Below are 22,425 nucleotides of genomic sequence, written 5' to 3'. Positions count from 1 at the left end.
GATTTTTAAAAAAAATTATCAATGTTCCGATTACAAATCCGTATTTTTGAAATAAATTTAACACAAAAAAGAGTCAACGTATTTTAGGATATGACATTCTTGTGACATAAATTATACTGTTGATGTCAATATTTAATTACTGAAATAAATATTAAAGTAATTTTATTTCAATAAAAAAACGAATTCAAACAGCTTGAATTGTGAAAAAAGTTTAATCCAAAAAAGATAAATAAATATCATTATGAAAAAAACAAAATTAAAACTGATAATTCAGTTATGCTTTGTAGGGAGTTTGGTAGTTTCGTGCATAACCGAAAACGGAAGATTACCACAAGATGTAAAAAACTTATGTGAACTAACAGAACCTGAATTTGCAACTTGGTTTAAAAATAGTAAAGTAACAGAAGATGGAATTGTAACACCTGCAAATAGTGTAGATTTTGTTCATGATAATAATTGCGATTTTTACAAATGGTCTGAACGCATGTTTTTATGGGTAACTTCAAAAGAGGGTGATGCTAAAACGGTATTTGAATCGCCAGAGTTTTATTCTGTGTCTCCTAAAAAAATAATAGGAAAGGATACTGTCAGAGAACTAATTCCTCATCGTTCAGGACAGCTCTTGAGAGCTATTGCAAATGTGGACAAAACAGGTAAAATTATAAGTGAAGAGGGTCAAGCAACAGATGATGTCTTGATGGATGTAAATGGTGGTTTAGTTTATTATATTTCAATGGTTAACGACGTATATGCCGAATTTTTAACAGCTGTTAAAAATAGAAAAATGAACGGAAATACTTTTCCCACCACTAAAGAAGAAAGAGACAGTATCTTTAATTATGCAAAAGAAAATGGAATCATATTAAAAAATCCAAATACGCTAGCAATAGAAATTAAAACTTCTTGGGTAGATGTTTCTAAGCTTAAAAACAGTAACGAATATATTACTATAGATGCTATTATTCCTATCTATAAAAAGAAAAGCAATAAATTATGGGAAGTAAAAGGAGAGCGAAAAGCTAAATTAGCTTTAATAGGTATTCATATTGTAGGAAGTGCAAATGAACATCCTGAAATGATTTGGGCAACTTTTGAACATAAAAAAAATACGCCAAATGCCGCTTATCAATATTTAAATAATAAAGATATTATAATTACAGTTGAACCTGATAATAGTAATGATTGGTTACTGAATTCAAATATAAAAGATTCAACAAATATTTCTCACATGACATTTTCTGGTGATAAAATATTAGGAAAAAACAAACATCAAATTTCACCTAGTAATACTTTAAGAACAAAACCCTGGGGAAGTAGTTTTGATGTTAATCCAAATGCCGAAAACAGCTCACCTGCGGCTTCAAATAGCGAAATTATTTCTATAAATAATTCTGTAATCCATAAACTAAAAGGAAAGGACATTCGTAAAAACTATATTTTTATAGGAGCAACTTGGACCGCGAACGGAACAGCACCGAATGGTTATAGTTATAATCCTAATATAGATAGCCTTAAAGTATCGGGTGTAGCAATTGGAACAAGCCAATTAGCCAATTCAACTATGGAAACCTATGTGCAAAATGGAGAAAATTACAATGCTTTTGGCTCTTGTTTTAGTTGTCACAGTAATAATAAAAGTTTGCAACCAAGAGATTTAAGCCATGTTTTTGCTAGAATAGTACCATTGTCAAAAAAGATTTTATTCGAAAAGCATAATTATTCTAATATTAAGGAACGACAACTTCCCAAATTGCAGTAATTTTTTTATAACATTCCACAATTTTGTCAAGTAAACTGTTTCGTACAGATAATTCGAAGGCGGATTCTGAAAAGCCTTATGAGTAAGAAAAAACAAACAAAAATATTTAATTTATGAGTAATTTAGGAACAGCAAACTTTGGTTCAGTAGTAGAACTAGGAAATGGAGCACAATTTTGGGCTTATTTATCACCTGAGAATGAAACTTCAAAAATGATTAGAAGTTGGAAAGTAACAATTTCGCAAGGAAATTGGTCGGATTCGATAACAAATGAAAATCCAAGCAAACAAATTCAAACTAATGGTTTGTCTGGTAATTTTAATTTAAATGTTGAGGTTTTAAGCGGTTCTACAGGAATGTGGCAAAGTTTATTACCTGTTCAAGGTAGTACAAATGAAATTGGATGCAACTCTAATTGTGCGTCAATGGTTGGCATAGTTGCTGATAGTATTTCTCCTCCAATAGGAAGTATAAATGCAAAGTTTTGGACAACATGGGACGCAATGTGTTCTACTAAATAATTTATTTCAATTCAATATAAAAGGAAATCGTATGTTAATGGCGATTTCCTTTTTCTCTAAATAACTTGCTTTTCATTTTGCTGAAGAATTCTGGAGTGACACCAATATACGAAGCAATATGTTTTTGAGCAATTTTTTGAATTAATGTTGGATATTTTTCACAAAATTTCTCAAAACGATCTTCGGCAGATAAACTCAAGTTGTCCATGAGTCGCTCTTGATGAGAAACCAATGAATTTTCGGCAAGAATCCTGAAAAAACGTTCTAATTTTGGAATTTCTTGATATAATTGTTGTTGATTTTCTTTAGTAATTTCAACTATTTCAGCGTCTTCCAGTACTTCGATAAAAAGATTCCCGGGTTTTTGGGAAATATAACTATACATATCGCCAATCCACCAACCTTCGCAAGCAAAATGCAATACATGTTCGATAATATTATCGTTTATATTGAAACTTCTTAAAATACCAGAGTTTACAAAATAAGTGCTTTTAGAAATCTGACCGGAACTTAGTAAAATTGTTTTTGCTTTATACTTTTTTGTTTCGGTTTTTGACAGAAAAACATGTTCCTCATCAGATGTAAGAGAAACATGTTTCGAAATGTTTTTAAGAATTTGAGGCATTACTGCTCCATAGGAAGTAATTTAAAATAAGACACGACAAAACGATTATTTTTTATTTCGCCAACAACTTCAGCAGTTCTGATTACTTCACAAAAACCATCTTTAGCATGAGCATCACCATGTTGGTCTATTTTTGCGCCATCTACAAAATAAGTTTTACTATCGATACGAACGGCAAGATCACAGCCACCTTGTTTCATTCCGAACTTGCATTGACCACAAGAAACTTCAACAAATTGTATTTTTTGATTGTTTTTTTTCTCTTGTGCATTAACTAGAAATGCTAAAAAAAGCAATAATAGGGAGAATGTTTTTTTCATGATTTTAAACGTTTTTTTTATTTTTAATTTCTTTAGATTTTTCAAAATCATTCTTTTTAGAAACCTCGACACATCTTTTTCCGGGGCCACAACTTAGTCTATGTGGGCCACAAGAATTTAAGAATAACAATATTATTAATCCTAAAGATATATTTTTCATGATTATGAATTTACTTTTACTAAAGTAGCGATTTTTTTGACACGTTCTACAATTTCTTCAATTGGAGTTTCTAAACTATCATTTGTTAAAACTACGCCCATTCTTCTATATGGTCTTGAAGTTGGTTTGCCAAAAATTCTAAAATCGGTTTTAGTCAAACAAGCTACATTTTCTAAGCCAGAATACGTTGGATTATTTGAATTCTCAGAAGCCAAAATAACAGCACTAGCACCTGATTTTTCTAAAGTAATTTCGAAAATTGGTAAACTTAAGATTGCTCGTAAATGCAATTCGAATTCGTTAAAATTTTGTGTTCCTGCTAAAGTCACCATTCCTGTATCGTGTGGGCGAGGTGATAATTCTGAAAAATATACGCCATCATCGGTCAAGAAAAATTCGACACCAAAAAGACCTGCTCCACCAAGCGCTTCAGTAACTTTTTTCGCCATATCTTGCGCTTCATGCAAATCTTCATCAGAAATTCTGGCTGGTTGCCAACTTTCTTGATAATCACCACGTTCTTGACGGTGACCAATTGGTGCGGAAAATAAAGTGGGATTATTGTTTTGGGCAACAGTTAGTAAAGTGATTTCGGAATTAAATTTCACAAAAGCTTCCACAATGACTTCTACGACATCACCACGAGAACCTTCTACAGCATAATTCCAAGCTTTCTCAATATCTTCCTGAGATTTTATAGTCGATTGCCCTTTTCCTGAGGAAGACATAAGCGGTTTAACAACACAAGGCATTCCAACTGCTTCTACTCCTTTTTGAAGTTCTTCGGCAGAAGTTGCATAACGATAATTGGCAGTTTTTAAGCCTAATTCTTTGGCAGCTAAATCACGAATAGCTTTTCTGTTCATTGTAAAATTTGCCGCTTTCGCTGATGGAACTACGGTAATCCCTTGTTTTTCATAATCATAAAAGCGTTCGGTACGAATGGCTTCTATCTCTGGCACAATGAAATCAGGTTGGTGTTTGGCAACTATTCTGTCTAATTCGGCACCATCGAGCATATTGATGATTTCAAATCCGTGAGCGACCTGCATTGCGGGTGCATTTTCATAATTATCGACAGCGATTATAGTTTGTCCTATTCGTTGGGCTGCGATGGCAAATTCTTTTCCTAATTCGCCAGAACCAAGTAATAATATTTTCATCTTTTATGTTTTATTTTCCAGTTTCTATAAACTTTATTGCTCTATCTAACACTTCGTCTCTACCTTCTTGAATTCCTTTAATTGTAGGTTTAACTTCTATGTCAGGAATGATTCCAATTCTTTGCGTTTCTTTTTTGTTTGGATAATAAACTCCCAATCCTGTAAACTGCGAATGAAAAGCTTTCATATAATCAACATTACTTACATTTCCATCTGCTCCTGCGGTTTGACTTCCTATAATTGTGGTATTGTCAGCAGTTTGAAAACACATTGCAGTCCATTCGGATTGGCTTATAGATTCCTCATTTAGTAATACAACAACTTTGCCTTTGTAATTACTGTTATTCTCTGAACCGATACTACGTGACTTGGTCCATTTGAATTTTCCGGGATGACTTAAATCTAGTATTGTATAGATTACGAATGGCTTTTCTTTAGCGTTTAAAAAGTTGGAAATTACTTCATAAGTACCATTAGGATAATTTCTCATATCAAAAAAAATGGCTTTGGTCGATTTTAGTTTTTCAATCATTTCAGGAATACTTTTAACTGTTATCTCTCCCATATTTACATAGCCAACATTGTTTTCTAGAATTTTAAATTTCTCTTTTTTGAATTTCTCTTTTTGAATTTTATTTAATTGATATCTATTGGAATTATAATCAACACAATTTATTGTTTTTGTTTCATATTTTCCTTCTTTTAGAAATTCTAGTTTAATGTTATCGGAATATCCTGAAAGTATAGGTTCAACAATTTTATATAAATAGAAAGCTTCATTTGAAGCGCAAATTAAATCTCTATACTCTAAAATAATTTCTTTAACTGTTTTGTCATTTACTTTAGTGATTATATCTCCAACTTTTACACCATCTGTTTTCGTTAAATAATCATCTAAAATTTCTGTAACAACCATTTTCTCATCAATTATTTTACATGCAACAGGTAAATAATGTCTTTTTTTAGCATACTTGTAAAAAACAACATGTGAATCATTGAGTCTGATGGTTAGTTTTTGCATTGCTACATAAAAATCGTCTAAGTTTTTGGCTTGAATAAAAGCAGGTAACATTTCCTCTAGCGTTGTGTCCCATTTCTTATCCATAAGATACTTATAGGGGAAAAAATACTCCATTAAATTCCAATATGTAGATAATGCTAAAATTCTTTCATTTTTATCATTGAATTGATATTCCGTATAATTTTCATTTTTTACGGAAATGTTTCCAGCTCCACCTTCATTTTCCACATAATGTTGTTCACCTTGAAATCTATTGTTTTCTATAAATTTAAGTTTTTTAGAAAGTTTTTTAGAAAACAATTTACTTTTATCAATCCAAGACAAATCGAAGTTTTTATTAAAATATTCAATTTCTTTTGGTTGAATAATTGGTGCTATTTCTTTTACTTCACCAAGAGAATCTATCCAGTTTTCTAAAATTAATGAAAATTCTTCTTTGGTTTTGGCTTGTTCAATTTTTGGTAAAACTTCAAAAAGTTGCTTGTCCCAATTAAAATCGCCATTGGCTACTTTTGGATGGTAATATTTAAGAAATCCCCAAACTTTGCAGGTTGCGGATAATTTTTGGGTTTCGGATAGTTTGACTTGTCCAAATATGATTTGTGAAAGTAATATAAAGAAGAATAAGGTGATTTTTTTCATTTAATATTTGAATTTACGGGAATAAATAAACACACAATTTGTCATTTCGACGAAGGAGAAATCTCATTTAGTAATTCATGTTGTGTGATTTTTCCTTCGTCGAAATGACAATATTAGAATAAATATTTCAGTATAAGGTTGTTTTGCGTGAGGGATTGCAGTGAAAATCCTTTTGCTTTTTTCTTTAAAAAGTAAAAGATTGTAATGCAAAGCCCGACCCTTGTGGTCACGCCCTCCTTCGACACTTCGACAAGCTCAGTGCAGGCTTGCTCAGGATGATAGTTATCAATAAAAAAGCCCCAAGTTTCCTTGAGGCAATATATTAAGCTAACACTTCTTTTATTCTTCGAATAGCTTCCGTAAGTATTTCTTCGCTGGTAGCATACGAAATTCTGATACAGTTTGGGTTGCCAAAAGCATCGCCAGTTACGGTTGCTACATTGGCTTCGCCTAATAAATACATAGAGAAATCGTCGGCATTGTTTATGGTTGTTCCTCGTAGTGTTTTTCCGAAATAAGAAGAAACATCTGGAAATACATAAAAGGCACCTTCTGGAGTATTTAGTTTTAATCCAGGAATTTGCTTGATTAATCCTACCACTAGATCGCGACGACCTTTGAAGGCTGAAACCATTTCGTTTAAAACACTTGGATCAGCATCGACCGCAGCTATTGTTGCTCTTTGTGCTATCGAATTAGCTCCGCTAGTTACTTGTCCTTGCATTTTTGTACACGCTTTTGCGATAAATTCTGGTGCACCAATATATCCTATTCTCCAACCTGTCATAGCAAATGCTTTAGCAACTCCATTTACGGTGATGGTTCTATCGAACATTCCTGGGATTGAAGCTACGCTGCAAAATGTGCCTGAAAAGTTAATGTGCTCGTATATTTCGTCAGAAACGATAAAAATGTTTGGATATTTTTCTAAAACTTTAGCTAAAGCTGTTAATTCCTCACGACTATATACCGAACCGCTTGGATTGCAAGGTGAGCTGTACCAAATCATTTTGGTTTTAGGTGTAATAGCTGCTTCTAATTGTGCTGGTGTGATTTTGAAATCACTTTCTACTGACGTTGGAACTTCAACTGGAATTCCGCCAGACATTTTGATGATTTCGTAATAAGAAACCCAATATGGTGCTGGAAGAATTACTTCGTCACCATCATTAATCATTACTTGTGCAATATTATATAATGATTGTTTTGCTCCTGTAGAAACGACAATATTAGATGGTTTGTAATCTAAGTTATTATCTCTTTTGAATTTACGACAAATGGCTTCTCTAAGTTCTGCATATCCTTCTACAGGTGTGTAAGTGCTGTAGTTTTCATCAATCGCTTTTTTTGCAGCTTCTTTGATAAAATCGGGTGTGTTAAAATCGGGTTCGCCCAAACTTAAGCTAATAATATCTTTTCCTTGAGATTTTAATTCTCTAGCTAATGCTGCCATAGCTAAAGTTTGAGAAGTTGTTAAATTGTTTATTCTATCCGAAAGAAGATTTTCCATGAATTGTTGTTTGTTTTTAGTATGTACAAATATAGATTAAAAAAGAAAGACGCGCAATTGCACGTCTTAAGTTTTAGATTTTTATGCTGTAAGCAAAGGTTTTTGTCCTAAGTCTTTCAGATGTTTGAAGTGAGCAATAACTGCACTTGTCATCGTTTTATATTCATGATAAGGTAAGTCACATTCTTTTGCAGTTTGTTTTACAATATCTGCAATTTTCCCGTAGTGGATATGACTAATGTTTGGGAAAAGATGGTGTTCTACTTGGTGGTTTAGTCCTCCAGTATACCAGTTTACAATCCAACTTTTAGGAGCAAAATTTACAGTTGTAAATAATTGGTGTATGGCCCAAGTATTATCCATTTCGCCTTCTTCATTAGGATTAGGGTTTGTTGTGTCATCTATAATATGTGCTAACTGAAATACAATACTTAATATTAGTCCAGCGGTGTAATGCATTACGAAAAATCCAATTAATACTTTCCACCAAGTAACACCAACAACCATTGGGATTACAATCCAAACTGAAAAATAAATTATTTTGGTGATTACTAAAGTTGTCCATAAAATTTTAGGGCTTTTAGGTTCTCCATAAGATAATTTTCTTTTTAAATATCCTTTCATCTGTTTAAAATCGGTAGTTAAACACCAGTTGAAAGTTAATAATCCATACAAGAAAACAGAATAATAATGCTGAAATTTATGAAATCTCTCCCATTTAGCATCTTTAGTAAAACGAATAACACGTCCAGCATCAAGATCTTCATCATGTCCAGGAATATTAGTATATGTATGGTGCAAAACATTATGCTGTACTTGCCAGTTGTAAACATTTCCTGCTAGGATGTATATACTTCCTCCCATAAATTTGTTTATCCAATTTTTATTGGAATAGGAACCGTGATTTCCATCATGCATAACATTCATTCCAATTCCAGCCATTCCAATTCCAATAAGAATTGAAAGGATAAAAAATAATCCAAAATGAATATTTGGTAATGTGATTATAATAAAATAAGGAGCTAAAAATACTGAAAACAAAATTAATGTTTTAAGATATAGTTTCCAGTTTCCAGTTTTCTGAATATTTTTTTCTTTGAAGTAATTGTTAACTCTAGAATTTAATGTTCTAAAAAACTTTAAGTTATCTTGCTTTGCAAAAGTTGGGGCATTGTTATCCATATAATTTTAAATATTTGACAAAGGTAATTATTATTATTTTTTTGATAGTTAAAATTGAGATAAATATTTTGATTGTAAAGTATTACTTTTGTTAAAAAAAAATAGGCATGGAAGAAATTTTGAAACATTTTCCTGATTTAACTGATATTCAAATTAGTCAATTCGAAAAGCTAGAAGCTTTATATCAGGATTGGAATGCAAAAATTAATGTTATTTCTCGTAAAGATATTGACGAATTATATATAAAACACGTTTTGCATTCTTTGGCTATTGCCAAAATTCAAAAATTTGAAGCAGGAACTTATATTCTAGATGTTGGTACTGGCGGCGGTTTTCCTGGAATTCCGTTAGCGATTTTATTTCCAGAAACCCGTTTTTATTTGATAGATGTTATTCTAAAAAAAATAAAAGTAGTTCAAGCTGTTGCCGAAGCGTTAGAACTTAAAAATGTAAAAGCGGAACAAATGCGTGCCGAAAATGTAAAAGGAGATTTCGACTTTATTGTAAGTCGTGCCGTAACAAACATGCCAGATTTTGTTTCTTGGATTAAAGATAAAATAAAAAAGACTAACAAACACGAACTAAAAAACGGAATTTTGTATTTAAAAGGAGGAGATTTAACCGAAGAATTAAAAGATTTCCCAAAAGCTACAGAATATAATATTTCAGACTTTTTTGAAAATGATTTTTTCGAAACAAAAAAAGTAGTTCATGTTCCATTAAAGTTTAAAGTTTAAAAATTCTTTACTTAATTAATAAAAAAACTCACAAGAAATATTAAAATTTTTGTGAGTTTTTAGTTTATATGAAATTATATATTACCCCAAAAATGGATAGCTATAATGTTCTGGCGTAACAAAAGTTTCTTTTATAGTTCTCGGAGAAACCCAACGCAATAAGTTTTGTGCAGAACCTGCTTTATCATTTGTTCCTGAAGCACGAGCACCACCAAATGGTTGCATTCCTACTACAGCTCCTGTTGGTTTGTCATTGATATAAAAATTACCAGCTGCATTTTGTAAAGCTACAGTTGCTTCTTCAATAGCGTAACGATCTTGACTTAAAATAGCACCAGTCAATGCATACTCTGAAGTAGTATCAACTAATTTTAGAGTTTCTGACCAGTTTTCATCTTCATACACATAAATAGTCATTACTGGACCAAAAAGTTCAGTTTCCATAGTTGCGTATTTGGGATTTGTAGTGACAATAACTGTTGGTTCTACAAAATATCCTTTCGATTTGTCGTAATTTCCACCCACGATAATTTCTGCATCAGCATCTTTTTTAGCTTGGTCAATAAAACCTGCTAACTTATCAAATGAACCTTCGTGAATAACTGCTGTAATGAAGTTTGAAAAATCTTCTGGCGACCCCATTTTCATAGAATTCACATCCGAAATCAATTGCTCTTTAACTACTGGCCACATAGATTGTGGAATATAAGCTCTTGAAGCTGCCGAACATTTCTGACCTTGGAATTCAAAAGCACCACGAGTAATAGCCGTTGTAACTTGTTTTACGTTAGCTGATGGATGTGCGATAATGAAATCTTTTCCACCAGTTTCACCTACAATTCTTGGGTATGTTTTGTAATTGTGAATGTTCTCTCCAATTTTTTTCCAAATTTCTTTGAAGATAAAAGTCGAACCTGTATAGTGAATTCCAGCAAAATCTGGTGAAGCTAAAACCGTATCTGTAATCATAACTGGATCACCAAAAACAACATTAATTACACCGTCTGGAACTCCAGCTTCTTTGAAAACATCAATAATAATTTTTGCAGAGAATACTTGACTATCACTTGGTTTCCAAACCACAACATTACCCATTAACGCTGCACTCGCAGGTAAATTTGCTGCAATAGCTGTAAAGTTGAAAGGAGTTACAGCGTAAACAAAACCTTCTAAAGGTCTGTATTCTACTCTGTTCCACATGTCTGAGTTGGATGCTGGTTGGTCTGCATAAATTTGTGTCATAAACTCTACGTTGAAACGTAAAAAGTCAATTAACTCACAAGAGGCATCAATTTCTGCTTGGTGAATCGTTTTAGATTGCGCAATCATTGTTGCTGCATTTATTTTTGCTCTGTATGGTCCGGCGATTAATTCAGCGGCTTTTAAAAAGATAGCGGCACGTTGTTCCCAAGCCATATTCGCCCATTTTGTTCTGCTTTCTAAAGCATTGGCAATGGCTTTTTCTACATGTGATTTTTCAGCTAAATGATACGTTCCAACAACGTGTTGGTGATCATGTGGCGCCGACATGTTTTTTGTGTTTCCTGTGAAAATTTCTTCTGAACCAATATATAAAGGCACATCGATAGTTTCGTTCCACATTTTTTTGTAAGCTTCTAAAACTTTTGCTTTTTCTGGTGAATTTGGTGCGTAACCTTTTACTGGCTCATTTACCGCTTTTGGTATATTAAAAAATCCTTTTAACATGAGGTTTAATTTAAAGATTTATAGATTGAATGATTAATAAATTCAAATATTGAATAATTGATTGCAAAAGTACAAAATGAAAATGAGAGATTTTATAAAACGATATACGATTTTAGCCCAGATGGAAATGGAAAGCTTTTTGATGTATTGTTGCATTGTTTCTTGTAAAAAAATAGCTACGATAGGAGCTCCTTTTTTTGTTTAGAAAAAAGCAAACAAGTTAAGAAAAATTACTTCACCTAACTTTTATTTTAATCGGAGTTCAGTGAACTTCGTTTGTAATGCACAGCTGGATTGGCTTCTAATTTAATGCAAATGGCGCATTTAGTCTAAAGGCTGGAACGATTACTTTGAATGATTTTGTTGTGGTAAAATTAATCATTTCGAAATATCCTTTCATGGTGCCAAATGGTGCGCAAAGCAAACAGCCTGAGCTATAAGTATGGGTTTCGCCTGGTTTGAGAACGGGTTTTTTGCCTATTACGCCTTCGCCATCTACTATTTCTAGATAATTTAAGGCATCATATATTTCCCAGTGTCTCGTTGTGAGTTGTACGGAATCTTTGCTGTGATTTTCTATGGTAATATGGTAGCTGAATGCAAAGTGCATTTTGTTGTTTTTGAAGTATGTGCCTTCAAAAGTTGTTAAGACTGAGATTTTGATACCTCTTGTAATTTGAATTACCATAACTGTTTATCTACTTGTACAAAGTTATAAATTTTATAAAAGCAAATGTATTATTGAGATGTTAATTTTTTAGTTGGTAATATTAACAGAGTTAGCATCGCCTTTACCAATAACTCGATCATATAAATCCCCGTTTTGTCGATAATAAACAATGGCTGTGTATTGATTTTCGGTTTCGTAAAAATTCCCGTCGATCGCATCTTTGTCGGAAATGTTGTTTTGCGAATCTAAAATGGTGTAATTGTAATTTGTGAATCCTTGTTTGATTAGAATTGCTTTTTCGAAAATGCCTTTGTCAACATTATAATCCATTTTGTTTTCAGCAGAAAGGATATTGTTGTTAAACATTCCCGTTACATAAATGTTTGTGTTTGCTGGAGAATCTATCGCAAAAAGTGTGAAATAAACCCATGAATAATCTGCTTCGACCTCATTATTTTGAGCGGTTAGATTTCGGACTTTATAATTTCCGTTTATATCAGGATAAAAAGTGTATGATTTGTATTTTCGAGCACTGTCCGTATATAAATGCGGGCTGTATAAACCACTGTTAGAATCTACTCTGGCTATTGTGTTTGTTGCGGCACGAATTTCTTTGTTATCGAAATACAAATATTCATTTCCTGCAAAAAACTGCGTTTCCTTATCATATTTAAAAATTAAATCATTACCAATAGTATATTGTGGTTTTATGTTAACAATAACGTTATCCCATTTTCCGTTTTGTAATAAAATAACTTTTACGTTTTGAACTGGATTTTGAAACAGAATTTGATTTGATTTGATACTAAAATCAAGATTGTGTTTGTACCTGTTGTCGGCAACATTTCGAGCTCTTTTTACTTGCATCTCTACATCGACAATGTCTTCATAAACAATAAATTTTTTAGTAAATACGATTTCTTTGTTACTGTTAAAGATAGTAACCAGATAATTACCACTTTTTGTTATTTGGCAATAATTATTTGGGAAATTTAGTCTGTAATGAGAATAAATTTGAAGTGTATTGAACGAATTTTCGTAATCTTGAATTCTCTGATTATCGGTACCGTTGAGGTATTGATTTTTAGATAATATAGTTGGTGTCCAGTTATAATTGTATTGTTCGATGGTGTAATAATAATCTTCTTCGTTGCCAAATAAATCATCGAAACTAAGTTGAAATTGTTCACCTAATCTAAAAACCGGAATCACATTATTTGTGCTTTGTGTGAAAGTAACTGTTTTTATATTAAATGGTGGATATGTTTCGGAAATTGTTTGACCAATAACTGAATTCACAAAAAAGATTGTTATAAAAAAGAAAAATACTTTTTTTGCCATGGTTTTAATTTCAACGAAAGTAAATATATGATTTTAGAACGAATATTGTGCCATTTTATTTTTTGAAACAAACAGGAATAATTTCGCCTTTTGCTAAACAATATTTTTCTGTCAATTCGGGAGTTATTTTGTTTGTATAATCTTCTTCAACGACTGTAAAACCAATGCTTCTTAGCTTGTCAAAATAATCTTGACCGTAAATGCGAACATGATCGTATTGCCCAAATATTTTAGCGCGTTCTTTTTGGTCTACAATAGTATCGTCAGAAAAAGTGGTTGCTCGAGATAAATCTTGTGGGATTTGAAGAATTGCCATTCCGTTTGGTTTCAAAACTCGAAATAATTCTTGCATGGCTTTTGTATCGTCAGGAATATGTTCTAGAACATGATTACATAAAATGATATCATATTGATTATCATCAAAAGGTAAATTGCAAATATCTGCTTTTACATCTGCCAAAGGCGAAAACAAATCGGTTGTGGTATAATCTAGATTTTTCTGATTTCGAAATAATTTGTAAAATGCTTGTTCTGGAGCAAAATGGAGTACTTTTTTTTTGTCTTTTGATGTGAAAAAATCGGTTTCATTTTGAAGGTATAACCATAATAAGCGATGTCTTTCTAGTGAAAGCGTACTTGGTGATAACACATTATTTCTTTGTGATCCGTAACCATAAGGCAAGAACATACGAAAGCTTTTCCCATCTATTGGATCGGTAAACTTGCTTCCTTTTAGGAGTAATGCTAAAACAGGACGAACCACGTAACTCAATCTGATTAAGATAGGTCGTGGAATGGTATTGAGTATTAGTTTGAATAGTTTTTTCATAGTTTTTCACGAAGTTTCACAAAGAAAACACAGAGGTTCACTAAGTTTTTTTATTCCTTAATTAATGAAGTGTTGATAAATCTTTTTATGCTATTTTTTAAAATTATGCTATTGTAATTCATTAAGAGGCCAAGTGGATATTTTCCTAATTTTAAATAAGTTAAAATCTGCGCAAAGTGAACAGAAGTGTAATTATCAACTGTTTTTAATTCTATAACCAATTTATCTTCAATTAATAGATCTATTCTGTAACCTTGATTTATTTCAATTTCTTTATAAACTATAGGTAATGCTTTTTCTTTTTCGACTTTCAACCCTGCTTTTTTAATTTCATAAAACAAACATTCTTGGTAAGCAGACTCCAATAATCCAGGTCCAAGTTGTCTGTGAACTTCTATTGCAAGACCAATTATTTTATATGATAATGCTTGAATTTCGGGAGATATTTTTTCAAAATCCCCTTGCATATTTAAAATCTTTGTACCTTCTTCGTGCATCTTTGTGAGATTTTATTTTGAAATAATTCTCTTTAAATTACCAAAGGCACTTTTCTAAATTCATCTTCCTCATTACTTACAATCCCTAAGGCTTTGTAAACATAGGCAAAAGTGGAAAGTAATTCTGGTTTTCCATCAATAAGTGCGACATCATGCTCGAAGTGTGCTGAAGGTTTTCCATCTGCAGTAGTAATTGTCCAACCATCTTTGTGTTGTCTGATGTTTTTGGTTCCCATGTTTATCATTGGTTCGATAGCGACTACCATTCCTTCGATGAATAATTTTCCACGACCTCGTTTTCCGTAATTTGGCATTTCTGGATCTTCGTGCATTTTTTGGCCCAAACCATGGCCTACTAATTCGCGAACTACACCATAACCATGAGATTCGGTATATTTTTGAATAGCATTTCCAACATCTTCCACTCTGTTTCCAACTTTAAATTCTCGAATTCCTACGTATAATGATTCTTTAGTAACTTGTAATAGTTTTTTGGTTTCGGGTGCTACTTCACCAATCTCGAAAGAATAGGCATGATCACCATGATATCCATTTTTGAAAGCACCGCAATCTACTGAAATAACATCGCCACTTTGCAAAGGAATGTTATTTGGTATTCCGTGAACAACTTGTGAGTTTGGACTCATGCAAAGGGAGTTTGGAAAACCGTACAATCCTAAGAAACTTGGAACTGCTCCATGATCTCTAATAAATGTTTCGGCTAATTTATCTAAATATAAGGTAGTGACACCTTCTTTTATTTCAGAAGCAATCATTCCTAATGTTTTAGATACGATTAGTGCACTTTCGCGCATTAATTCTATTTCCTCACGGGTCTTTTGGATAATCATTTTATGAATTTTAAGATTGCAAAAGTAACGATTTTTTTATATCTTTTTTAATTAGGGTTGGCCATGGTTTTGAATAGCTCTGCGTGGGAAACAAAATACCTGTTTTCGAGTGTAATTTCCGATAATTGCGCACTAACTAAGTTATTTTCGCGCGTGTTTATTAAGAAAATAGAACTTTCTCCAAATGAAAATAATCGTTCCTCCGAATTGAGCATTAGAATATTATCTTTAACTAAACTATTGATGATTTTTTTTTGACTTTTTATAGATTGAATTTCTGCTTGGTAACCGCTTATTTTGTTTTTCAACTGAACCTTTTCTAAATCTAACGAATATTGAGCATCTTGTAGTTTAAATTTTGCTAATTTTAAACTACCTCGTTCCTTGCGAAGTAACAAAGGATAATAAAAATTTATTCCCACTTTATAATTGTCAAATTGATAATTATCAAAATAACGAGGTTCAGATAAATAACTGTAACTAAGATCTATTTTAGGTAAAAGAAGGTTTGCTTTTAGTTTTTTATCGATTGTTAAGATTTCAATTTTATTTTCAAGGGCATTTATTTTGGGATGATTGTCTAGTGTTTTTTCTGGAGTTGAAAATTGATTGGTTTTTAAAGTTTCTTCTATCGTGACTAGTAGTGTTTCTTCTGGGATCAAATTTTCGGAAATTTCAACAGGAATCATGTTTTCTAACCAAATAAAATTAGATAATTCTAGTTTTGCTTTTGTAAGTTTTAATTGCGAATCCAGAAGATTCAAAGTTCTATTTTTTACTACAATACCTGCTTCAATACTATCAATGGCGGGTTTGTCGCCTAATTCTATTAATTTTTTAATAGCAGTGTATCTCGAATCAGCTTGTTTGTTATATTTTTCGTATAATTCTACTTCTGTATAGTTTTTTTTCCAATTAAAATATGCCAGTGAAGCATCATATAGCACAGTAGTTGCTTGTAACTTTATTTCTGCTTGGCTCAAATTGTATTGAATTTTAGCTTTCTTCAATTCGGCCATTCGTTGGTTAATAAAAAGGCCTTGCCCTAATGGAACTGTAATTCCAATAGCGGTTAATGCTTGATTTGAGGTTGAGTTTTCAGGATTCAAATACAAACCATCATTACTGTCTAAACCTGCTTTAATCTCGATGCCATACCAAGTTGGAATTTTAAAACTACCATTTAATTTAGAATAGTAGTCTTTGCTTTTGAATTGTTTTTCTGAAAAATCTACTTCAAATTTGGGGTCAAATGCACCTCTAGCCATCATCAAATTAGCTTGTGCCATATTTAATTCTAGATTCGCTTTTTTTACTAAAGGATGAAATTTTTTCACATAACCTAGAAATTCATTATACGACAATTCATTAGAATCTTTGCCTTGCGCAAATGTTATTCCTATGGTAAATAGTGAGTATAAAAGGAAGCCAATTCTCATTTTTTATTTTTTTTCTTTGTTATCTTTTTTATTGTTTTGCTTGTAATAATTAGGAGGAAATCCATTTAATGTTCTCCAAACCTCAAACCAAACAGGGACCGTATTTAGTAAGGCAATAGTTTGTGCGCCTGACCCTATGCTTAGTTGTTTGGGCCATTTTGCTTCATTCTCGTCAGGAGCAATAAGGATACGATATTTTCCATTTTCGCTGATAAAATTTTCAATGGCAACGACTTTACCTCCAAATGTACCATACGACATATCTGGCCATCCAGAGAAAACAATAGTTGGCCATCCGTCAAACCAAACTCTTATTTTTTCTCCTTTAGAGATTAAGGGTAGATCAATTGGAGAAACATAAGTTTCTACAGCGATTTCATAATTAGCAGGCATGATACTAACTATTGATGTTCCTTCTTTAATAGTTTCTCCAATACCTGATTGTAAAGATCTATTTATGAAGCCACTTTGCGGTGCTTTAATGTAGTACATTCCGTTTCTAATACTGTAATTTACATATTGGTTTTGTAGTTTATTTACCTGAGCTTCCGTGTCATATTGATTGCTTAGAGCCGTAAATTTATCGCTTCTTGCTTTGGCTGATTTTTCGGAATATTCGGCTAAAATTCGATTAATTTCTACTTTAGTATTAATGTATTCATTTTTACTTGTTAGGAATTTATTCTCTTGTGTAATGATTTTCGCTTCTACTTCTTGTTGTTTTAATCTTTTTTCTTCGACATCTGTCATAGGTTTTAGTCCTTCTTTATTGAGTTGTGAAGACCGAATAAATTGGGTATTGGCAATTTTTAATTGTGTTTTTACCGCTTCAAGATCCATACTATCGCTTTTTATTTTAAGTAGGGATTGTTTAATTTTATTTTTTGCTTGCTCCAGTTTTAGCGTTTTTTCGCTTTCTATAGCGTTTATTTGAGAAGCTAACGAAGATACTTTCCCGTCATAAGAGTCTAATGCCATTTTTTTGGCTTCGACTTGATTTTTAGTATTTCCTACAAGATTAGGGTCAAAATAATCTTCTTTTATTTCAGAAATGAACAAGATGGTGTCTCCTTTTTCAACAAAATCACCTTCTTTTATATACCATTTTTCTATTCTACCAGCAATTGCTGTTTGTATGGTTTGTGGTCTCTGGTTTGGCTTTAGCGTAGTTACAAAACCGCTTCCAGAAATGTTTTGTGTCCAGGGAAGAAACAAAATGATTATCCCTAAAATCGATACCAAAAGAATGATTTTGTTTAATATTTTATAATGAGTACGATTGCTCAGGTTTTGTATCGTTCGAAATCTTTCTATCGACTTTTGTTCGATTTTTGATTTACTATTATTGGAAAGATTTAACATGGCTATTATTTTTTTGAATCGTTAAGTATTTGACCATTTTTCATCGTAATTGTCCTTGTGGCAAGATTTTGCCAATGCTTGTTTTTTGAAGTTGCCAGAACAGTCCAATCATTTTTATCCGATAGAATAAAGTCTATTATTTGGTTTGCAACGTGTTCATCCATTAAGTCGGTTGCTTCTTCAAAAAATAATAATTGGGGTTTTTTGATTATACTTCTTGCTAATACTATTTTTTGTGCATTTGATGATGAAAGTTGTTTTCCTTCGGGGTAAATTTTAGTATCTAATCCTTTTGGTAAGGTTTTGATGTATGTTGTAAGCTGCACAGAATCTAAAGCCCATTTTAAATCTTCATTACTAATTGTAGTATCGTTGTAGGTTATATTTTCTAAAATAGTTCCTTCAAACGGCGTTTCTCCATGAATAATAGCACCTATTTGACTTCGGTATTGGTTTAAGTCTATTTTTCTAAACGTATTGTCATTAATACTAAAAGAACCCGACGTTTTTTCTATAACTCCCGATAAAATTCGCATCAATGTAGTCTTACCAGAACCATTTTCGCCTAGTAATACTATTTTTTCTTCAGGTTCAATTTTTAAGTTGATACCACTTAAACTATCATTTGTAGAATCTGGGAATCTAAAATTAAGATTGTCTGTTTCTATTGAAATGTTTGAATAATTTGGCGAATTATCATGTAAACCATTACTGTCCTCTATATTCATATCTGTTATTTGTCCAATTTTTTCAACAGCAGTTAGTACATCGTAAAATGTTTCTAGACCTAGAATTATTTTTTCTACGGAATTAATCACTAATAAAATTATAATTTCTGCTGCCACAAATTGGCCTATGTTCATTTGTTGACTTAAAACTAAATATCCTCCAATTAATAACAAACTAGCTGTGATGATAACTTTAAAAATAATTAACTGGCTAAATTGTCTCTTAATAATACTAAAGTGCTTTTCTCTGTACGTAAGATAATCACTAACCAAATCATCATTTTTTTGAAGTGAAAAATTATATGCAATATCTGATTTGAAACTCGTATTCTTTCTAGCCATTTCCTGAAGCCAACCCGCAACTTTGTATTTAAATTTGGATTCTTTCATGCTTGTTTCTAATCCTTTGTTGTACGAAAATTTGAAAATGGCATACAAAAGAATCATTAATAAAAGTCCAAAAACTATAAAAAAAGGATGGTATAAAGATAATAGTAGGATGCCGAAAATAATTTGCAATAAAGCCGCAGAAAAGTCAATCAATAATTTAGAGGTACCTTTTTGTATGGTTAAAGTGTCAAAAAAACGATTAGCTAATTCGGGCGGATATGTATTGTATATTTCTTCAAATTTAATTTTAGGCAACCGGTACGCAAACTCAAATGAAGAACGAACAAAGAGCTTTTGCTGCAAATTTTCAGTTATGCGAATTTGCATTAAAGATAATATACCAACTAAAGCTACTCCAATTACAACAAGAACAATTAATATAATCCATGATACACTAACTCTTCCTGATTGTATAAAATTAATTATAGCTTGTATTCCTAATGGTAGCGATAAACTTATTAATCCTGCAAAAATGGCATAAAAAAATACCTGATAAACGTCTTTCTTATCTAAAGATAAAAGGTTGAAAAATCTTTTTAGTGGAGACATGTTTTTTATTTTTTAAATAGTGTTGTTATAAGATTTATATAAAAATCAGTAGGTGTAATTTCTTGATTACAATTTGTAATGGTTTTCAAATGCTCTTTCAAAAAATGTTGATGTAATGACCCTTCAACTATAGTAGATGCTAATGATTTTGCAAATGGATATTCAGGATTCACTTGCTCGATTATACTTACAATTCTATTGATAACTCTTTTATATACTAAGAAAAAACCTTCTTTGTTTTCTTCGTCAATTTCCTTGGTTAGTAATGTTTTAGTGAATTCTGAAATTATTATTTTATTTAATATTGCTTCGTTTATATGTTTTGTAGCACTATCGTCAATGATCTTCTCAGTAACAATAGATACTGCTATTTTTAATTTTTCGAATACATTTTCTATGTTGTTTGTAGATAAGACCATTCTGTATTCTATCCAACTCCAATACCATGATGACAAATACAATAAAAGCATGTGTTTGTTTTCAAAATAGCGATAAATCGAACTTTCGTTTGAGCCTATTTTTTCACCCAATTTTTTAAATGTGAAAACATCGAAACCAATTTCATCAATAAGAATAATACTATGCTCAATTATTTTTTTTCCTAAAACAGATGTTTCGGGATCTTTGTGATACAGTTTTTCGTTGACTTGAATTTTTATATTTGATAGTATGTTGTTCATAATAATATTTATTTATGCAAATATAATAGTATTACTATTAAAAACGAAATTTTAACTTTTATTTATATGATTTTTATTAAATGAGATGAGTTTTATCATATTTAGAGTTACTTTAGATCACTAATTTTATATAAAAAATTATAATTGCTATGAGTAAATATGTTTCAGCTGAAGAGGCTGTGAAAATTATAAAATCTGATGATAGAATATATGTTCATGCTGCCGCAGCGACACCAACTATTTTAACTAATGCTTTGACTGAACGTGCTTCCGAATTGCGAAATGTTGAAATTTGTCATTTGCATACCGAAGGAGAAGCTGCTTATGCAAATCCTGAATTGTCAGAAAGTTTTCATGTGAATTCTTTTTTTATTGGTAAAAATGTAAGACACACCTTAGCTGCGGGTAATGGATCTTATACACCAGTTTTTTTGAGTGAGTTGCCTTATTTATTTAGAAAAAAAGTAGTTCCATTGGATGCTGTTTTTATTCATGTTTCGCCACCAGATATACATGGATATTGTTCTTTAGGGGTTTCTGTAGAAGCAACATTGGCAGCAATTGAAAATGCAAAAACTGTTGTTGCTCAAATTAATCCAAAAATGCCAAGAACTTTTGGTGATGGTATTCTTCATATATCCGAAATTGATTATTTAGTAGAAGTTGACACTCCGATATACGGACACGGAATGGATGCTATTTCTCCTATAGAAGATATAATAGGAACTTATATTGCCTCACTCATTGAAGATAAAAGTACTTTGCAAATGGGAATTGGATCTATTCCGAATGCTGCTTTAACAAAATTAACTAATCATAAAAACCTTGGACTGCATACCGAAATGTTTTCTGATGGAGTCATAGATTTGATTGAGAAAGATGTGATTAATTGTAATTATAAAGGAATATGTAGAGGAAGGGCTTTAGCTACATTCCTTATAGGATCTCAGCGATTATATGATTTTGTAAATGACAATCCTTTTATTGAGATGAGGGAGTCGTCTTACGTAAATGATACTTCAAAAATTAGAAAAAATCCAAAAATGGTGGCTATAAATTCGGCTATTGAGGTTGATGTAACGGGACAAGTTTGTGCTGATTCGATAGGTGCAAGAATGTATTCTGGTGTGGGAGGACAAATGGATTTTATTCGAGGAGCATCTTTAAGTGATGGAGGAAAAGCAATTATTGCGTTGCCTTCAATTACTAAAAATGGTGACAGTAGAATTGTTCCTTATTTAAAACAAGGAGCTGGTGTGGTAACCACTAGATCTCATGTTCATTATGTAATTACCGAAAATGGAATTGCAGATTTATATGGAAAAACACTCAAACAAAGAGTTGTCGAAATGGTGAAAATTGCACATCCGAATCATCAGGAATGGATTGAAAAATCTTATTTTGAAATGATTAATTGCTAATAAGTCATAAAAAAACCGACAAAAATGAATTCTGTCGGTTTTTTTTATGACTATTAATAAAAAGTAAAGTAATTATTTTTTTATAAAATTTGAAACTTGTAAGCCATCTTCTGTCTGAATACGTGTAATGTACAACCCAGATTGTAAGTTCGAAACGTCAATTAAATTCGTATTTTCAAAATATAAAATTTTTCTTCCTTGTATCTTCCGTTGCAAAATGTCCATCCTCTAGGTTTTAAACTAAAGCAATTTGTCCTAATATGGGATCATATCGAGCATATTATATTATTCTTGTAAATAAAATCGTTAGCATTTTAGCTT

General features: G+C 31.7%; 21 protein-coding genes. 4 read left to right on the top strand and 17 right to left on the bottom strand.

The window, feature by feature from the left end; all coding sequences use genetic code 11:
* Positions 1-241 precede the first annotated feature (241 nt).
* A complete protein-coding gene (locus ACH2BP_RS09300; RefSeq protein ID WP_395059211.1) occupies positions 242-1,759 on the top strand; it encodes a hypothetical protein in 1,518 nt (505 codons plus the stop codon).
* A gap of 113 nt (positions 1,760-1,872) precedes the next feature.
* The gene (locus ACH2BP_RS09295) at positions 1,873-2,280 is read left to right on the top strand and encodes a hypothetical protein (RefSeq protein WP_395059209.1); all 408 of its coding nucleotides are present in this window, start codon (positions 1,873-1,875) and stop codon (positions 2,278-2,280) included.
* A gap of 34 nt (positions 2,281-2,314) precedes the next feature.
* Here ACH2BP_RS09295 and ACH2BP_RS09290 read toward each other — a convergent pair whose 3' ends face one another.
* The 6 genes from ACH2BP_RS09290 to ACH2BP_RS09265 all read right to left on the bottom strand — a co-directional run bounded on the left by ACH2BP_RS09290 (position 2,315) and on the right by ACH2BP_RS09265 (position 8,903).
* The gene (locus ACH2BP_RS09290) at positions 2,315-2,905 is read right to left on the bottom strand and encodes a Crp/Fnr family transcriptional regulator (RefSeq protein ID WP_395059207.1); all 591 of its coding nucleotides are present in this window, start codon (positions 2,903-2,905) and stop codon (positions 2,315-2,317) included.
* Positions 2,905-3,225, bottom strand: a complete 321-nt coding sequence (locus tag ACH2BP_RS09285) for a DUF6370 family protein (RefSeq protein WP_395059205.1) — start codon at positions 3,223-3,225, stop codon at positions 2,905-2,907. Before ACH2BP_RS09285 ends, ACH2BP_RS09290 begins: the two co-directional genes overlap by 1 nt.
* A 162-nt stretch (positions 3,226-3,387) precedes the next feature.
* The gene (gene purT, locus ACH2BP_RS09280; protein ID WP_395059203.1) at positions 3,388-4,548 is read right to left on the bottom strand and encodes a formate-dependent phosphoribosylglycinamide formyltransferase; all 1,161 of its coding nucleotides are present in this window, start codon (positions 4,546-4,548) and stop codon (positions 3,388-3,390) included.
* 10 nt (positions 4,549-4,558) lie between these two features.
* Positions 4,559-6,211: a S41 family peptidase gene (locus ACH2BP_RS09275; protein WP_395059201.1), complete on the bottom strand. Its 1,653-nt coding sequence runs from the start codon at positions 6,209-6,211 to the stop codon at positions 4,559-4,561.
* A gap of 322 nt (positions 6,212-6,533) precedes the next feature.
* Positions 6,534-7,721: a pyridoxal phosphate-dependent aminotransferase gene (locus ACH2BP_RS09270; protein ID WP_395059199.1), complete on the bottom strand. Its 1,188-nt coding sequence runs from the start codon at positions 7,719-7,721 to the stop codon at positions 6,534-6,536.
* A gap of 81 nt (positions 7,722-7,802) precedes the next feature.
* Positions 7,803-8,903 (bottom strand): fatty acid desaturase family protein, encoded by a 1,101-nt coding sequence (locus ACH2BP_RS09265; RefSeq protein WP_395047343.1) that lies wholly within the window; start codon positions 8,901-8,903, stop codon positions 7,803-7,805.
* Between the two features lie 107 nt (positions 8,904-9,010).
* Between ACH2BP_RS09265 and rsmG the strand changes: the two genes are divergently transcribed.
* On the top strand, positions 9,011-9,640 hold the full coding sequence (gene rsmG / locus ACH2BP_RS09260; protein WP_395059197.1) for a 16S rRNA (guanine(527)-N(7))-methyltransferase RsmG: 630 nt from the start codon (positions 9,011-9,013) through the stop codon (positions 9,638-9,640).
* 81 nt (positions 9,641-9,721) lie between these two features.
* Here rsmG and pruA read toward each other — a convergent pair whose 3' ends face one another.
* The 10 genes from pruA to ACH2BP_RS09210 all read right to left on the bottom strand — a co-directional run bounded on the left by pruA (position 9,722) and on the right by ACH2BP_RS09210 (position 20,683).
* Positions 9,722-11,347, bottom strand: coding sequence for an L-glutamate gamma-semialdehyde dehydrogenase (gene pruA / locus ACH2BP_RS09255; protein ID WP_395059195.1), 1,626 nt, complete (start codon positions 11,345-11,347; stop codon positions 9,722-9,724).
* Positions 11,348-11,648: 301 nt separating this feature from the next.
* The gene (apaG, locus tag ACH2BP_RS09250; protein ID WP_395059193.1) at positions 11,649-12,035 is read right to left on the bottom strand and encodes a Co2+/Mg2+ efflux protein ApaG; all 387 of its coding nucleotides are present in this window, start codon (positions 12,033-12,035) and stop codon (positions 11,649-11,651) included.
* Between the two features lie 69 nt (positions 12,036-12,104).
* A complete protein-coding gene (locus tag ACH2BP_RS09245; protein ID WP_395059191.1) occupies positions 12,105-13,358 on the bottom strand; it encodes a DUF5103 domain-containing protein in 1,254 nt (417 codons plus the stop codon).
* A 55-nt stretch (positions 13,359-13,413) separates the two neighbouring features.
* Positions 13,414-14,187 (bottom strand): class I SAM-dependent methyltransferase, encoded by a 774-nt coding sequence (locus ACH2BP_RS09240; protein WP_395059189.1) that lies wholly within the window; start codon positions 14,185-14,187, stop codon positions 13,414-13,416.
* 50 nt (positions 14,188-14,237) lie between these two features.
* Entirely contained in the window at positions 14,238-14,684 is a 447-nt protein-coding gene (locus tag ACH2BP_RS09235; protein ID WP_395059187.1) for a GxxExxY protein, read from the bottom strand.
* Positions 14,685-14,716: 32 nt separating this feature from the next.
* A complete protein-coding gene (map, locus tag ACH2BP_RS09230; protein ID WP_395059185.1) occupies positions 14,717-15,535 on the bottom strand; it encodes a type I methionyl aminopeptidase in 819 nt (272 codons plus the stop codon).
* A gap of 47 nt (positions 15,536-15,582) precedes the next feature.
* A complete protein-coding gene (locus tag ACH2BP_RS09225) occupies positions 15,583-16,974 on the bottom strand; it encodes a TolC family protein (protein WP_395059183.1) in 1,392 nt (463 codons plus the stop codon).
* Positions 16,975-16,977: 3 nt separating this feature from the next.
* The gene (locus ACH2BP_RS09220; RefSeq protein WP_395059181.1) at positions 16,978-18,336 is read right to left on the bottom strand and encodes an HlyD family secretion protein; all 1,359 of its coding nucleotides are present in this window, start codon (positions 18,334-18,336) and stop codon (positions 16,978-16,980) included.
* Positions 18,337-18,341: 5 nt separating this feature from the next.
* Positions 18,342-20,003 carry a peptidase domain-containing ABC transporter gene (locus tag ACH2BP_RS09215; RefSeq protein ID WP_395059179.1) on the bottom strand — a complete coding sequence of 554 codons (1,662 nt, stop codon included), beginning with the start codon at positions 20,001-20,003 and terminating at the stop codon, positions 18,342-18,344.
* Between the two features lie 5 nt (positions 20,004-20,008).
* Complete coding sequence (locus ACH2BP_RS09210) at positions 20,009-20,683, bottom strand: TetR/AcrR family transcriptional regulator (RefSeq protein WP_395059177.1); 675 nt, start codon at positions 20,681-20,683, stop codon at positions 20,009-20,011.
* A gap of 149 nt (positions 20,684-20,832) precedes the next feature.
* Here ACH2BP_RS09210 and ACH2BP_RS09205 point away from each other — a divergent pair, with 149 nt between their 5' ends.
* Positions 20,833-22,104, top strand: coding sequence for an acetyl-CoA hydrolase/transferase family protein (locus tag ACH2BP_RS09205; protein ID WP_395059175.1), 1,272 nt, complete (start codon positions 20,833-20,835; stop codon positions 22,102-22,104).
* Positions 22,105-22,176: 72 nt separating this feature from the next.
* Here the strand turns inward: ACH2BP_RS09205 and ACH2BP_RS09200 are convergent, their stop codons facing one another.
* On the bottom strand, positions 22,177-22,329 hold the full coding sequence (locus tag ACH2BP_RS09200) for a T9SS type A sorting domain-containing protein (RefSeq protein ID WP_395059173.1): 153 nt from the start codon (positions 22,327-22,329) through the stop codon (positions 22,177-22,179).
* Between the last annotated feature and the right edge of the window lie 96 nt (positions 22,330-22,425).

It is taken from the genome of Flavobacterium sp., from assembly GCF_043756175.1.
Lineage (GTDB): Bacteria > Bacteroidota > Bacteroidia > Flavobacteriales > Flavobacteriaceae > Flavobacterium.
This window is presented reverse-complemented; position numbering and strand designations above follow the sequence as displayed.